This is a genomic window from Westiellopsis prolifica IICB1, from assembly GCF_004323185.1.
Lineage (GTDB): Bacteria > Cyanobacteriota > Cyanobacteriia > Cyanobacteriales > Nostocaceae > Pelatocladus > Pelatocladus prolificus_A.
Genome location: NZ_NAPS01000001.1, coordinates 2,060,502 through 2,074,877, shown reverse-complemented (window position 1 = coordinate 2,074,877; position 14,376 = coordinate 2,060,502). Strand labels below are relative to the sequence as shown.

The window sequence follows — 14,376 nt, the reverse complement described above, 5'->3', positions numbered from 1 at the left end:
TCGGGGTTCTGGCTTAATTAAATTTGTCTAGAAACATTACCAATACTGCCATCAGGCATAATCGTATCTTGTAAATAAGCATTGCCAAAGTTAACTTTGCGCGCATAACTAAAATTTGCTTCAGTCAAATCAGCATAATCAAAATGAGTATCTAGCAAATGAGCGCCGCTAAAATTTGCTCGACTCAAATTCACTTTATAAAAAACAGCTTCATGTAATTTGGCTCCACTTAAATCAGCATCACTTAAATCAGCAGCATGAAGTGCTGCACACCACATATCTGTGTAACTTAAATCAGCTTTTTGGAAATTTGCATGTTCAAAATGAGCATATTCTAAATTCAAACCGCGTAAGTTTGCACCACTAAAATTTAATTTTATGCCTTCGGTATGGCGAACTAATTTTTGCAAATTAGCATATCTAAAATCACCTCCACTCAAGTTGATTTCAGTCAAATGTCTCAGTCTAAATTCAATAATTTCAACTCCGGTAAAATCTCTTTCCCCAGTATCATATCTTCTCAGCAACTGTTCAACATTCATTCTTCTCATGACCTTTACCCTGCATCCATTAGCACCACAATTATCATTATTACAAGAAGGCAGAATGTGCAAATACCAAGTAGCGGTGCATAAGAGTCTGAGGTACAGTATTTCATGGAGACAAACATTGATTAAAGTTAATGGCTAGCGAACAAGTCCCCTTGCGTAACCGTATTTCTAGTCTTGCATCTATCGTTGGTGAAAATGGTTTCTATCCTTGGGAAAATTTAGCACCATCTCAGCAGCAATTTATTTTACAGGCTACATCTTCTCCAACTCCGCCTAGTTGTATCGTCTATCCTGAGACTACCGAACAGCTAGCAGAGGTGATGAGGGAGGCTAACCGCAATAAATGGCGTGTTCTTCCTTGTGGTAGTGGTAGTAAACTCAGTTGGGGTGGGTTAGTTAAGGGGATTGATGTTGTAGTTAGCACAGAACGTCTGAATAAATTGATTGATCATGCTGTTGGTGATTTAACGGTGACAGCAGAAGCGGGGATGAAGTTCTCGCAACTGCAAGCAATTTTAGCTAAAGCTAACCAATTTCTCGCGTTTGATCCAGTCAGAGCATCAGGGACTTTGGGTGGAATTGTTGCAACTGCTGACACGGGTTCTTTGAGACAGCGTTACGGAAGTGTGCGTGATCAATTATTAGGAATTACTTTTGTCCGTGCTGATGGACAGGTCGCCAAAGCTGGGGGACGAGTGGTGAAAAATGTCGCTGGATACGACTTGATGAAGTTGTTTACAGGTTCATATGGCACATTGGGTGTGATTAGTCAAGTGACGTTTCGTGTTTACCCCATCCCGGAAATCTCTGCAACGGTTGTACTGACGGGTAGGGCGGAGGATATATCACAAGCTGCGGCGATTCTACGTGGTTCGGCGTTAACACCTACTCAGGCTGATTTAGTTTCAACGCAATTGATATCTGAGTTGGGTTTGGGTACGGGGATGGGGTTGATTGCAAGGTTCCAAAGTATTGCTGAAAGTGTGAAGGAACAGTCAAATCGGTTGGTGGAAGTTGGGCAAAATTTGGGTTTGCAAGGGGGGATGTATGGGGGGGTTGATGAAGCTGATTTATGGGAAAGATTGCGAGAATCTATGCATTCTGGTGGCGGTGAGTCGGCAATTACTTGCAAAATAGGAGTGTTACCAATTGCGGGGGTTGAGGTTTTAAAGCGGGCGCAAAAGGGTTTGATTCATGTTGGTAGCGGTTTGGGGGTGTTGCGGTTTGAGGATGAGAAGGGGTTGGTGGAGATGCGATCGCTCTGTGAAAATCATAGAGGGTTTCTGACGATTTTGACTGGGCCTGTGGGGGTGAAGCAAAGGTTGGATGTGTGGGGTTACACTGGCAATGCTGGGGAGATCATGCGACGGATTAAGTTGCGGTTTGATGAGAAGGGTATTTTAAGTTTTGGTCGCTTTGTGGGTGGGATTTAGGTTGATTGAACCGCAGAGACGCTGAGGACGCAGAGAGAAGAGGGGAGAGGAATATGCAGGTTTCGGAAGGTTTTGTGGGGGAGACGGGGAGTTTGAAGAATTTAAAGGGGTTTGATGGGGAGAATCCGCCTGATCCGAAGTTGATTGATAGTTGTGTGCATTGTGGGTTTTGTCTTTCGACTTGTCCGAGTTATCGGGTGATTGGTAAGGAGATGGATTCTCCGAGGGGACGTATCTATTTAATGGATGCGATTAATGAGGGTGAGATTGCTTTGAATACGGCGAGTGTTCAGCATTTTGATTCTTGTTTGGGTTGTTTGGCGTGTGTGACGACTTGTCCGTCGGGGGTACAGTATGACAAGTTGATTTCGGCGACTCGTCATCAGGTTGAGAGGAATTATACGCGTGGTTTGGCGGATCGGTTGGTTAGGCTGTTAATATTTTCTTTGTTTCCTAATCCTGATGTTTTAAGGATTTTGTTGGTACCTTTGTTGGTTTATCAGAGGTTGGGTTTTTCTAAGTTTTTTCGGGCGACTGGGTTATTGAAGAATTTCTCGCCTCGGTTGGCGGCGATGGAGTCGATTTTACCGGAGATTACGCTAGGGTCTTTTCAGGATAATTTACCGGATGTGATTCCGGCGCGGGGTGAGAAGCGTTATCGAGTTGGGGTGATTTTGGGTTGTGTCCAACGTTTGTTTTTCTCGCCTGTGAATGAAGCTACGGTACGGGTGTTGACGGCGAATGGTTGTGAGGTGGTGATTCCTAAGTCGCAAGGTTGTTGTGCGGCGCTTCCGGAACACCAGGGACAAACTGAACAAGCTAAGGTTTTGGCTAGGCAGATGATTGATTGTTTTGCTAATGCTGGTGTAGATTATGTGATTATCAATGCTGCTGGCTGTGGTCATACTTTGAAAGAGTATGGGCATATTTTGGAGGATGATCTAGAGTATCGGGAGAAAGCAAAAGAGTTTGCGGCGAAGGTAAGGGATGCACAAGAGTTTTTAGCAACGGTTGGGTTAACAACAAAGTTGTCAAGTTTGGCTAGTAAACCTCTGAATTTGGTTTATCAAGATGCTTGTCATTTGTTACACGGACAAAAGATTAGTGTGCAACCGCGTCAGTTATTACAGCAAATTCCAGGGGTGAAGTTGAAGGAACCTTTAGATGCGGCGATATGTTGCGGTAGTGCGGGGATTTACAATATGTTGCAACCGGATGTTGCTGAGGAGTTGGGTAAACAAAAGGTCAGGAATTTGTTAGATACTGGTGCTGATTTGATTGCTTCACCAAATCCGGGTTGTAGTTTGCAGATTCAGAAGCATTTGGAGTTACAAGGGAAGGATGTTGGGATTATGCATCCGATGGAGTTGTTAGATTATTCGATTCGAGGTGAGAAGTTATCATTTTGAATTTTAGTTTGAAACGAGAATTAAAATGAGTTAAAAACTGAGTCAGTCGGTTTTGAACCGACTTTAGCTTTTAGCCCAAATTTTAATTTAGGGTCTAATATCTCCGATCTCTTCTGCATAAAAACCCAAATGATTAGCCACAGGGCGCTCCCGCATTGGTATTTTGGTGTGTATGGGAGCGTTTAATACTTTCGCTCCGGTGTTTTTTGCTACTACTAATGTAGTAGAACCACCACCGTCAAAATTGAGTGCTGTATCTGCACCTAGTGCGATCGCAATATTAGCCAACTCTTTTTTTGTAACTCCTTGGCTGTAAAGAGGTTGTTTACCATCAACAAGTATTAGCCAGAGTTTTTTACCTGGTTGATCAATTGCTACAGCCACATGGGGATATGGTTTATCGTTTTGTTGTTGTAGGTTTTTGGCTTTTGGCTTACCACCTTCAACTAATATTTGACTTCCTGCAACACCTTGAATTGTACCTTTAGGACATTCGTCACTATCTAGCATTTGGGCGCGGTTGTTCATAAAGCACAATACTCGCCATCCTGGTTCGGGTTTGGAATATCGATTACCATGAGAAATTACTTCGCCTAATGGATAGGAGGGATCACCACTATGAGGATAGTAATCCCAAGGAGTGTTTTCGACAAAGTGATGGAAGTAACTAGCATTAATTGCTACTTGCACTTTGAACTCACGCAAAAATGCTGAGGTGGTGCGGGCTTTTGTTTCTAAACCTTGTTCTGGTGCGATTCCTGGTGTTACCAGTGGTTTCACGCCTGGTGCAGTTAAATCTATACTGACTATATGAATGAGGATTGGGCGTGGTTGGGAACGGAATTGGCGTTGATAGGAAATACCACGAAATAATACTTGTTTTTGATTAGTCTGGGGTGGGCGTAAAAAATGGAGTCCGCCATAAAGTATTAAAGGTAATAAAAGTATGCCACTACCAGCAGCAAATAAGTATTGTTTCATATTAAGTAAGTCTGCACAAATAAAGCTTATTAGTCATTTGTCATTTATCATTTGTAAGGGTTTGGTGCATATTTACTCGTAACTCGCGTTATATTTATTCTCGCCGACTTACTTATGTTTGTTTAAAAAAAGAAGAAGTAGTAAACATTTGCGATCGCCACATCTAACCTTTTTTTGCCCAGACTGCTCACCGTATAATCTCCTGCAATTTTTGTGGAAGCAATTTTTGCTTTCAAACGCTGCAAAATCTTAACCTCAGAAAATCATTTAACTGACAATTCCTTTTTTGAGGACACAAAAAATTTTGTCTAGTTTCTATGACTTTACCTAATACCATTTCACAAAAATCTTGATACAAATACAGGTGTGTATCAGACGTAGCAATGCTACGTCTGGTACAAGATTCATATGTATCGCTATTAACGTGAAATGGTATAACTGCTTTAAAATTTTTCTTGCTCACCCTAATAGGTGATGTCAATGAAATATTCTGCTCGATATCTTAAAAGTACCAGGAGTTATATAACTCTGGAGACTAAGATTATGAACAAGATTATTATGACAAGTCTAGTAGCTTTGACAACTGCTACTAGTTTTCTCTTCAACAATCAATCAGCTCAAGCTCATGGGCGTTACGACTATCATCATATATATCCTTTTTACCGACCAAACTACTGCTATCCTATAACGCAATGGTTGGTTGATGAAGACCCTGCCTATCACCCTCAAGCTTACGCTGATGGCTATCGTCAAGGACGTGAGAGTGCTAAAAAGGGTAATGCGTACAAAGAACGTACGGCTGGTGGTGAATTTGCACGTGGTTTTGAGGATGGTTATTACGCAAGAAAGTTTGCAGGTCAAAAAAATATAGTTCCTAACGAATATAGACCATACACTACGACAGATTGTGATTGGTTTGGATTTTGATAGATTGAAACCAGAAATTCCAAACAAGATCCCCGACTTTTCTCCAAAAGTCGGGGATCTGGGGTGCGATCATACTCTTATCGAATTAAACAAGCGATCGTACTTATGCTTTTTGCACAAGCGGAAGTGTCACGGTGACAGTAGTTCCTTCCCCAAGTAAAGAATTGACTTCAATCTTACCCTGATGCTTTTGAATAATCTGATAACAAATCCACAATCCTAACCCAGTCCCTTTACCCACCTCTTTTGTAGTGAAAAAGGGATCAAAGATTTTATCTTGATTTTTTGGCTCAATTCCACAACCATTATCTGTAATTCTTACGTCAATACGATTACCTGCAACCTTGTTAGTATGAATTAAAATTTGGGGATTAGTTTTATTTTCTTCTAATGATGATTTATGAAAAAATGCCTCTTCTAAAGCATCAATTGCATTACTAATAATATTCAAAAATACCTGATTTAATTGTGCTGGATAACACTCAATAGATGGTAAGATTTCATATTCTTTGATAACTTGAATTTTTTCTTTCAGGCGATGATTGAGAATCAAGAAAGTACTATCAATTCCTTCGTGAATATTCACAGCTTTCTTCTCAGATTCATCCAAACGCGAGAAATTTCTTAAAGACAAAACAATTTCTCTAATTCTCTGCGATCCCATTTTCATGGAGGTTAAAATTTTTGGCAAATCTTGGCTAATATAATCTAGTTCTATCTGTTCTAGACGATTTTGAATTACACTAGTTGGTTGAGGATATTCGTTTCTGTACAAATTCAGTAATTCTAATAATTGTTCAATATATTCCTTGGCATAGGTAATATTGCCATATATAAAACTAATCGGATTATTGATTTCATGGGCAACTCCTGCAACCATGTTACCCAGTGAAGACATTTTTTCAGTTTGAATCAACTGTGCTTGAGTTTGTTGGAGTTCTTGAATAGCGTAACTAAGTTGATCGTAAGCTAAATTTAATTCCTGATTTTTTTGTAAAAGTTGGTGAGTGCGTTCTTCAACTCGTTTTTCTAAAGTTGTACGAGCTTGTTCTAATTCTTGAGTGTACTCTGCAACTCGACGAATCAAACTATTGAGAGAAGTCGCTAAAATTCCGACTTCATCATTCCTAGTTACAGGAGCCTGCAAATCAAAATTTCCTTCTTGAGTGGCTTTTTGAGCTACTCTTGCTACATTCAATAAAGGCCCGGAAATATTCAATGCGATATTCTTACCCACCAAGGTACAAATCAAACCCCCCAGTAAGAAAAAACCCCACAGTCTTAACCATAAGTACTGTACTGTATGGTTGAGATCAACAAGAGACTTTAGCAATACAATTGTCAAAGAAGTATTGCTCAATCCTGAAATAGAAATACTTTTGGCAATGTAGTGCCTATTTGTGAGCAAAATACGTGTTGGTGGAATAGTAGTAGATGGTAATTGCCAATTTTTATTTGTGACTGCTGTGAGTGTAGAAACAACAACGGTTTTATCTTTGTTTAAGGCAATTAAGTACTCATCTTCCGCTGCAATTAGACTTTTGAGTAACTCGTTATTGATGAGAATACCAATTTCAATTGCACCAATCACTTCCTCTTCGTTGGACTTAATAGGAGCTGTACCCACCAAAACTAACTGCTTTTGTCCTCGTTGTTTTTGAAGATTTACCACATCTAAAGGATACATCCCAGCAAGTGCCTGGGAAATACTTGTTCGATCTTCTAAGTTTGACTTATCTAATTTTGGCTGTCTGAGATCTAGCACTACTCCACCATTTTGATTGACAACCTTGATCAGATCTACTTCTAAATTAGTCTGATGTGAAACTAGTATTTTTAGCAGTGTGGAAGTATCTTTCTGTTCCAGCGCCGTACGTACATCATTTCGTTCTGCTATCAACCGTACCCAAGAACCCAAGTGTTGTTTTTCGGTTTGCAATTCCTGCAAAATAACTGCTGCACTTGATGCAACAGAATTTTTCATTTGGTATTCCATAGCGTTGGTAAACCAAAAAGCAAAGCTAATTACTGCTATCACCATAATGCTAAAGAACACCAGCATAAACGGCATGATAATTCTTTGGCTTAAAGGTAGTTTTGAGTAACTCGGTTGCAACTTCACACCCCGTCCCACTGTTTGGCGGTAAGCTTGTTGCTCAGTACTTTGGTTGAAAAAGCTGAAGAATGGCATTTGGGTATTAGTATTAATCAGCGCTAGTAAGCATAGTCGTTATGAGTCATAGAGACGAACTCCAACCTTTTTGATTGTTATTTTTTTACTTAAATTTTGTTACTGTTGTTATACAAATGGCTTATTTTGTAGCCTTGAGTACTTAATTGAGTTAAATAAATTATGAATTCCAAAATTAATTTTTATACTTTAATCAATTAAGTCTTAAATAATATTGCAAAAATGATTTTGCTGTCAAACTTACGGGAAACCAGAGCAAATTTAAAGTATAAATAAATACAAAAATACGGATAATGAGCATAAGAGAGACAAGGAGGACACGGGAGACTTGTCAGTTGTCAGTTATTAGTTATCAAAATAAACTGTTAACTGATTCATGTCCAATGACAAATAACAAATGACAAATGACCATTGACTATTTTTAGTTAAACTTCATTGCAAATTAAGAAGTGAAGTAAAACAACGTGATAAGTTTTGAAAAAGTGAATCGATTAATAGGGATTAACAAACAAAGGAGAACACAGTGGCGATGGAATCACAGTTCCTCAAGGATACAGGCGTAGTCGTTGAAGAAGACTTTAGTGAATATGTTGCCCACCTCCAAATGCACATGGCTCTGCAAGCTCGCAATCTGGTTCCAACGCTGAAGCAGACACAGGTAGACAGCCGAGAGCAATTGCTACATCAAACCCAAGCAAATTTTGAAAAACTAATTTCTCGCCGAGTTATCTAATTCAAATCCATACAAATCTTCAATAAAACTTAACTAAAATCAAAGCAGAACTTGTTGAGTCCAGGCTAATGTAGTCATCAACTAGTCTGCTTTTTAATATTGAGTTGTGAAAATCACTCTTTTGGAACAATAGAAAGGGGTGGAAAGCCGTTAATATTAATGCAGCAGTACCTCTGTTTCTGTTTAATTAAGGCGCTATGGCGGCTCGAATGAAAATGACTTCATTACTTCAGAAGAATCTTAGCATTGTTATCCGACCTATCCAACATCGAGACTTGGACGGTATTGGACGTATAGCTCTGGATTCATTCGCAGCTAAAACCAGAAAAGGAGCCGATTTTGCTATGCGGCAAATGCAATGGCTGCGCCGCTGGTATGGATTGTTGAGATTTTTAAGTTGGTTTCCAAATCCACTACAGTATATTTTCTGTGGATATGTAGCAGAACAGGGGCGATCGCTCTTAGGAATGATCCAAGTCTCGCCATTTAATCGTACGCGTAGTACTTGGCGTGTAGATCGGGTAATCTTAGAACGGGCTGCTGATAAGCAAGGAATTGGTTCGCAGCTTTTGCGTTACTGTTTTGAGTCAATTTTAGAAGCTCGTACTTGGATACTAGAAGTCAACATTAATGATACAGAAGCACTAGCGCTGTATCGGCAAAATGGTTTTCAGCGTCTGGCTGAAATGACTTATTGGGAAATTAAACCAGAACTGTTGTCTGAATTGGCACAGGTTAACCCTGACTTGCCAAATATGCTACCCATCAGTAACGCTGATGCTCAACTGCTATATCAATTAGATACAGCATCAATGCCACCTTTGGTACGCCAGGTCTTTGATCGCCAAACCGATGACTTTAAAACCAACCTATTTGGCGCTTTGGTTGATGCTGTGAAGCAATGGGTGACAAAAACCGAAGTGGTAAGCGGTTATGTATTTGAACCTCAACGTAAAGCAGCGATCGGTTATTTTCAGATTACTTTAGACCGCAAAGGTGAAGAACCACACATGGCGACGCTAGCAGTTCACCCAGCATATACTTGGCTGTATCCAGAACTGTTGACTCAACTTGCTCGAATTTCTCAGGATTTTCCCCAGCAACCTTTGCAACTAGCTTCGGCGGACTATCAACCAGAGGGAGAAGAGTATTTAGAACAAATTGGAGCAAGTCGCATAGAACACACTCTTATTATGTCTCGCTCGGTGTGGCATAAAGTCCGAGAATCGAAATTTGTCTCTTTGGAAGGAATTCAGTTACCTGAAGTACTACAAGGTTTGCAACCTGCACGCAAACCCATACCAGGGGGAATGTCATGGCTACCACAACATAAGCCAACTTCTCCAGATAGATCAACCCAACCGAATCCATCAAAAGAAAATATTTCTTTTTCTAGCAAAAACTCTCACGTTGTAGAGCCATTTTGTCAGCCAGATTCAGTTGATGGACAGCAGGAGTAGTGCTGTGGATATTGGACAGGGACAAGGAGGACACGGGGGACATGGAGGACATGGGGGAGAAGACAGGAATTTAACTTCTGTGTCTTACTCTAGTTCTAAATATGTTTCTGCTTTAGGATTAGATGTTGGTCGTAAACGAATTGGTGTGGCGGGGTGCGATCGCCTAGGCTTAATAGCCACTGGAATTACTACTGTCGAACGCACATCTTTTCAACAAGATGTAGAACAGATACAAAAATTAATTAAAGAACGAGAAGTAGAAGTTTTAGTCGTGGGTTTACCTTATTCAATGGACGGTTCTTTGGGATTCCAAGCCAAACAAGTGCAAAAGTTTGCTACACGACTAAGCAAAGCTCTGCACTTACCTGTGGAATACGTAGACGAACGATTAACTTCTTTTCAAGCAGAGCAGTTGATTTTAGCTGAAAATCGTTCTCCATCACGTCATAAAGCTTTGATTGACCGTAAGGCCGCAGCTTTAATATTACAGCAATGGTTGGATACACGGCGAACTAGCTTACAAGCAACAGAATGATCTGCTGAGTAAGCATAGCTTGTCCCATGATATTCTGAAATCTGTTAACCAGCCAAGGTAGGAAAGAATTGAAAGAAACAGGAAACTCTTAACGGGAAACGGGGAATGGGTATTTCACTTCCTATCCTCAATCTCTTATACCTAATCCTTAATCTCCTTCCTCTTTTCCCATCGATAAAATAGCTGGTAGTCATACAGTTTATATCTCGGCTATGTCTTTTTCTTATTTTTCTGACGAACACGAACGCGAACATGCTGGAACTATTACTTTGAGCGATGATAAAGGGCGATCGCTCGAATGTTATATTGAGCATTCACTTGAAGTTGATGGACAAGGCTACTTTTTGCTACTACCGGTTGACTCACCTGTAGAAATCTTTGCTTGGCAAGGTGAAGAGGAAGAAGAAGAGGCTGTTCTTGTAGAAGATGATACTACTATCGAGCAAATTTTTAGCACTGCCCAAGCTGTGCTATCAGAACAAAATCTCATTCTTAAGAATACAGCTTATGCTTTAACTGTTGCAGGTGAATTACCCCCAGCAGAAGAATCAGAACTGTTCACTTTAGAAATCGAAGACGAACAGTCAGATTTAGAACCAGAGCAATTACAATTGCTAGCCAGCTTTTACCATGAAGATCAGGAGTACGCGATTTATACTCCCCTTGATCCACTGCTATTTTTTGCACGCATATCTAAAACTGGTAAACCAGAATTACTCTCTCCAGAAGAATTCCGTCAGGTGCAACCGTTGTTAGAAGAACATTTGTTTAATGAAGTTGAATAAAATTAAAAATTCAAAACAAAAGAAGGTCATGCTTAATTTCTACATCAGGAATTTTTAATTATTATTAACTACAAGCTAAAGCATTTGGCAGGACTTTTGCCAAATGTTTTGGTTATTGCATAGAAATGTGCCTATAGTCCAGTGTCCATAGTCAAGAGTTATTTACTAATGACCATTGATCATTGATCATTGACCCTTGACCCTTGACCCTTGACCATTGACCATTGACCATTGACCATTGACCATTGACCATTGACCATTGACTTCTAACTGACTATGCGCTGGAATAAACTCTTACAGCCTGACTTAATTTTGGAAGGTTCAGTGTTGAATCTCACACCCGACATCATACAACAATATGGGCTGAAGGGTCTGGTGTTGGATGTAGATGAAACATTAGTACCAATCAAAGTAGTATCGACTTCAGCAGAACTACAACAATGGGTTCAGGAAATTCGTCAGGTAGCAACCCTATATCTTGTCAGCAATAACTTAAGTGAAGTCCGCATAGGTAATATTGCTCGTTCTTTGGATTTACCTTACTACTTGGGTGCTGCTAAACCCTCGCGACGTAAGATTAGAGCTGCGCTCAGTGCGATGAACTTACCTGCAAAACAAGTCGCAATGGTTGGCGATCGCTTATTTACCGATGTCTTAGCTGGTAATCGTCTAGGAATGTTTACCATTTTGGTTGAACCAATTGTTCATCCTGATATTGCTTTGCGCTCCCATCCAATCCGCAACTTTGAAGTTTGGGTATCCGAAGTCATGGGAGCTTCCATAAGCCCTAAAAAACGTAGATTTACAAACCTTCACAAATAGTCAGGAAAGTAAATCTAAAGAAAAAATTAAAAAAACTCTGTTTACTACAAAAATGGGGGATCATAAGTATAGATAACATTGGGGTCAGCAAAATAAAGACCCTAAAAATAACAAAAGGTTATATATAAATAAAGCGCTAGTCTGTATTCACTGTATGGACTAGCGCTTTGTTTACAGTGATTAATTTAATCATTAGATACCTAAATATATAACTTGACTTATTAGTACTAATTTATACAAGTGTATGCTCTAGACGCCGTATTTCTCTGCGTTTAAAAACGTTACAATTTTATGCAAATCAATACAAAATTAACGTGAGTTCGATAGATTTGATGAGCAACAACATCCCGCACCCAAATAATTTGGCGCTACCAACCATCAATCATCAACTATTAACTATATTTAAAATAGACAGGACTTACGCAAAACATAACGCGCATTTGCGGTAATTCATGAATTACCGCTACGCAAGAATAAAGTTTTCGGTCACATCTTACATAAGTCCTGATAGACATTTGGTGATAATTAGCTATGCGTTACCCAAAATCCTTCTAGAGACGTTGCAATGCAACGTCTCTACACTATTTTCACCAGGGTCTAATGTATTGCTATTCAAGCCAGCTACTTTTTTTTTATGAGCTTTGGGAATAGCTTGGGGATTGCGAACTTCTGGTAAATTTCCTATAAAAACAATAATTCCAGTTCGACCACTTGTTAAATTTGTGTGGGTAATTAGGTCTAAAATGGGTTTACCAATCACTTCTTCAATCAAATACTGAATCTGTGGAATGATAATTTTGTCTATATCAATTCTTACTTGTTCAGCCAGGATATCAGAACCAGATTTAATCAAAACTTGCTCAATTTTACTCACAGCATTTTCTAGAGTAATTGCTAATTCTCCATGGAAGAAATGACAATTAATTTTACTAGGACGTAACCCAAGTTCAACATTATACAGAGAACGAATACGATTAGAAATCTCTCTCTCTAATTGTCCAATAGTAGGTACTGACATATTAATTTCCTATATGATAGAAGCCTAAAAATCAAACATAAAATATCAAAAAATTGTCAACCAATTTTGCCTGATAATATGTATTGATAAGTAGAGTGTTTAGAAGTCATCCAATTTTGGATTGACCCCACAGATAAATCTGGGGGCTTGTACCATCAAAGAATAATTGGTCATAAAAAAGGCAATTAAGATTTGACTACATTAATCATGAAGTGTGATAGATCCCCGACAACTTTTGCGATGTCGGGAATCTGAACACCCGCAACTCATCAAATCAATAATGTTAATGAAGTAGATAACAAATATTAATAGTTTTGCCGAATATGAACACCTTGTGGATTCTAAGTTAAACAACACTTAATACCGTAGCATTTGTTATAAATAAAGTGTTATAGTATCAAAAAACTCATTACAAAAACCATTTTAACAGTAAAATTACATATCAGAAGTATAAAAATAAATATATTAAAACAGCAATTTCCTGTGAATTTGGAAGCAGATAGAATACATAATGAGCTTTTTTTTTACGTATGAACTTGTTAAAGTAGGTATTAGAAAGCATAAGAAATGACTGCTAATTTTTTCCTTCTGAATTGAAAGTGGATGTAAGGGTGTAGGTTTTTTTTACCTCTTTCGCGCAATTCAAGAGCCAAAACCCACTTAAAGTGGGTTCAAGGGCAATACGCTTGGTGTTAAGGATTTTTAGTACAAAAAATTGGTCTGTAGAGTCCGTAAATTTACGGTCTCTACAAAAAAATTGTGGATTTAACACCGAGCGTATTGCCTTATACCCTTACACACTAAGTTTTTGTCACTTCACTTGGTTCCAAATAATCTATCTCCGGCGTCTCCTAATCCGGGAATAATGTAGCCATGATCATCCAACTTTTCATCTATAGCCGCAGTGTATATAGGGACATCGGGGTGTACTTCGGTGAAATGTTCGATTCCTTCGGGTGCAGCAAGTAAGCAAACAAACTTGAGCGATCGCGGATTGGTTGATTTGAGTCTTTCCACTGCTGCGACAGCAGAATTCCCAGTAGCTAGCATCGGATCGACTATTAGTACATCTCGCTTTTCTATGTCGTGGGGAACTTTGAAATAATACTCTACAGGAATCAAGGTCTTGGGATCACGGTATAAACCAATATGTCCCACTCGTGCTGATGGTAGCAGTTCTAACATTCCGTCCAAAATTCCCTGTCCTGCTCGTTGAATAGAAATGATCACCAGCTTTTTGTCTGATGCAAGCACAGGAGCATTCATTTGACCTAGAGGTGTTTGAATTAGTTCATATTTAAGTTTTAAATCTCGTGTTACCTCATATGCCAACAACATACTAATTTCTTTCAACAAAAAGCGAAATTTTGCCGTACTGGTTTCAACCTTACGCATCAGCGTCAGTTTGTGCTGAATTAATGGATGCTCAATTAGTATTACTTGATTTCCCATATTTAATGATTGGGGATCGGGGATTGGGGATCGGGGATTGGGGATCGGGAATCGGGGATCGGGGATCGGGAATCGGGGA

12 protein-coding genes and 1 pseudogene are annotated in these 14,376 nt (G+C 39.3%); 8 read left to right on the top strand and 5 right to left on the bottom strand.

Going from position 1 to position 14,376, the window contains the following annotated elements; genetic code table 11:
• Positions 1 to 17 precede the first annotated feature (17 nt).
• A complete protein-coding gene (locus B4U84_RS08825) occupies positions 18 to 551 on the bottom strand; it encodes a pentapeptide repeat-containing protein (RefSeq protein ID WP_035115406.1) in 534 nt (177 codons plus the stop codon).
• Positions 552 to 682: 131 nt separating this feature from the next.
• On the opposite strand from B4U84_RS08825, the gene B4U84_RS08820 reads away from it, so the two are divergent.
• Together B4U84_RS08820 and B4U84_RS08815 are read left to right on the top strand one after the other, a co-directional pair.
• A complete protein-coding gene (locus B4U84_RS08820; RefSeq protein ID WP_131117044.1) occupies positions 683 to 1,984 on the top strand; it encodes an FAD-binding oxidoreductase in 1,302 nt (433 codons plus the stop codon).
• Positions 1,985 to 2,037: 53 nt separating this feature from the next.
• The gene (locus B4U84_RS08815; RefSeq protein ID WP_131117041.1) at positions 2,038 to 3,393 is read left to right on the top strand and encodes a (Fe-S)-binding protein; all 1,356 of its coding nucleotides are present in this window, start codon (positions 2,038 to 2,040) and stop codon (positions 3,391 to 3,393) included.
• An 87-nt stretch (positions 3,394 to 3,480) separates the two neighbouring features.
• Here B4U84_RS08815 and B4U84_RS08810 read toward each other — a convergent pair whose 3' ends face one another.
• A complete protein-coding gene (locus B4U84_RS08810) occupies positions 3,481 to 4,374 on the bottom strand; it encodes a phosphodiester glycosidase family protein (protein WP_131117038.1) in 894 nt (297 codons plus the stop codon).
• Positions 4,375 to 4,917: 543 nt separating this feature from the next.
• On the opposite strand from B4U84_RS08810, the gene B4U84_RS08805 reads away from it, so the two are divergent.
• Positions 4,918 to 5,301, top strand: a complete 384-nt coding sequence (locus B4U84_RS08805) for a hypothetical protein (RefSeq protein WP_131117035.1) — start codon at positions 4,918 to 4,920, stop codon at positions 5,299 to 5,301.
• A gap of 103 nt (positions 5,302 to 5,404) precedes the next feature.
• Here the strand turns inward: B4U84_RS08805 and B4U84_RS08800 are convergent, their stop codons facing one another.
• On the bottom strand, positions 5,405 to 7,492 hold the full coding sequence (locus B4U84_RS08800; RefSeq protein WP_017313738.1) for a sensor histidine kinase: 2,088 nt from the start codon (positions 7,490 to 7,492) through the stop codon (positions 5,405 to 5,407).
• A gap of 529 nt (positions 7,493 to 8,021) precedes the next feature.
• Here B4U84_RS08800 and B4U84_RS08795 point away from each other — a divergent pair.
• The 5 genes from B4U84_RS08795 to B4U84_RS08775 all read left to right on the top strand — a co-directional run bounded on the left by B4U84_RS08795 (position 8,022) and on the right by B4U84_RS08775 (position 11,827).
• Positions 8,022 to 8,225 carry a hypothetical protein gene (locus B4U84_RS08795; protein WP_016858555.1) on the top strand — a complete coding sequence of 68 codons (204 nt, stop codon included), beginning with the start codon at positions 8,022 to 8,024 and terminating at the stop codon, positions 8,223 to 8,225.
• 197 nt (positions 8,226 to 8,422) lie between these two features.
• Positions 8,423 to 9,685 (top strand): GNAT family N-acetyltransferase, encoded by a 1,263-nt coding sequence (locus tag B4U84_RS08790; protein ID WP_017313739.1) that lies wholly within the window; start codon positions 8,423 to 8,425, stop codon positions 9,683 to 9,685.
• A 4-nt stretch (positions 9,686 to 9,689) separates the two neighbouring features.
• Positions 9,690 to 10,220: a Holliday junction resolvase RuvX gene (gene ruvX / locus B4U84_RS08785; protein WP_510650799.1), complete on the top strand. Its 531-nt coding sequence runs from the start codon at positions 9,690 to 9,692 to the stop codon at positions 10,218 to 10,220.
• 212 nt (positions 10,221 to 10,432) lie between these two features.
• Positions 10,433 to 11,005, top strand: coding sequence for a DUF3727 domain-containing protein (locus B4U84_RS08780; protein ID WP_131117032.1), 573 nt, complete (start codon positions 10,433 to 10,435; stop codon positions 11,003 to 11,005).
• A 276-nt stretch (positions 11,006 to 11,281) separates the two neighbouring features.
• A complete protein-coding gene (locus B4U84_RS08775) occupies positions 11,282 to 11,827 on the top strand; it encodes a YqeG family HAD IIIA-type phosphatase (protein WP_017313742.1) in 546 nt (181 codons plus the stop codon).
• A 604-nt stretch (positions 11,828 to 12,431) separates the two neighbouring features.
• Here B4U84_RS08775 and B4U84_RS08770 read toward each other — a convergent pair.
• Positions 12,432 to 12,845 (bottom strand): annotated as a pseudogene (locus B4U84_RS08770) (Na-translocating system protein MpsC family protein); the annotation flags it as partial.
• Between the two features lie 816 nt (positions 12,846 to 13,661).
• Positions 13,662 to 14,297: a uracil phosphoribosyltransferase gene (gene upp / locus B4U84_RS08765; protein WP_131117026.1), complete on the bottom strand. Its 636-nt coding sequence runs from the start codon at positions 14,295 to 14,297 to the stop codon at positions 13,662 to 13,664.
• Between the last annotated feature and the right edge of the window lie 79 nt (positions 14,298 to 14,376).